Annotated in this window: 1 pseudogene; it reads right to left on the reverse strand. The window is 69.6% G+C overall.

Features of this window, described 5'->3' with window-relative positions:
• Positions 1-270, reverse strand: a pseudogene (locus A9Z05_RS30210) (alkane 1-monooxygenase); the annotation flags it as partial.

Raw genomic sequence — 270 nt, forward strand, 5'->3', positions numbered from 1 at the left:
CGAGCCGTGCCGCGTAGTCGGATACCGGCGAATCGATCACGAACGCATCGACGTCGAGCCGCCGGCTCAGTGCGTCGAGCGCACGATGCACGCGCTCGGGCGTATCGGCCAGCACCGTCGGGCGCAGCTCGTCGATCCGGTAGTCGGACGCGCCGCTTTGCCGCGCGAATTCCGCGGCCGCCTGCGCGCTGCCGAGATTGAAGCTCTGGCCGCCCGCGAACTGCAGCTTGAAGATCTTCAGCGGCCCGATCAGCCGCTCGGCCTCGTCGC

The sequence above is a fragment of the Burkholderia sp. A2 genome (assembly GCF_001729305.1).
In the GTDB taxonomy this organism is placed as follows: domain Bacteria; phylum Pseudomonadota; class Gammaproteobacteria; order Burkholderiales; family Burkholderiaceae; genus Burkholderia; species Burkholderia sola.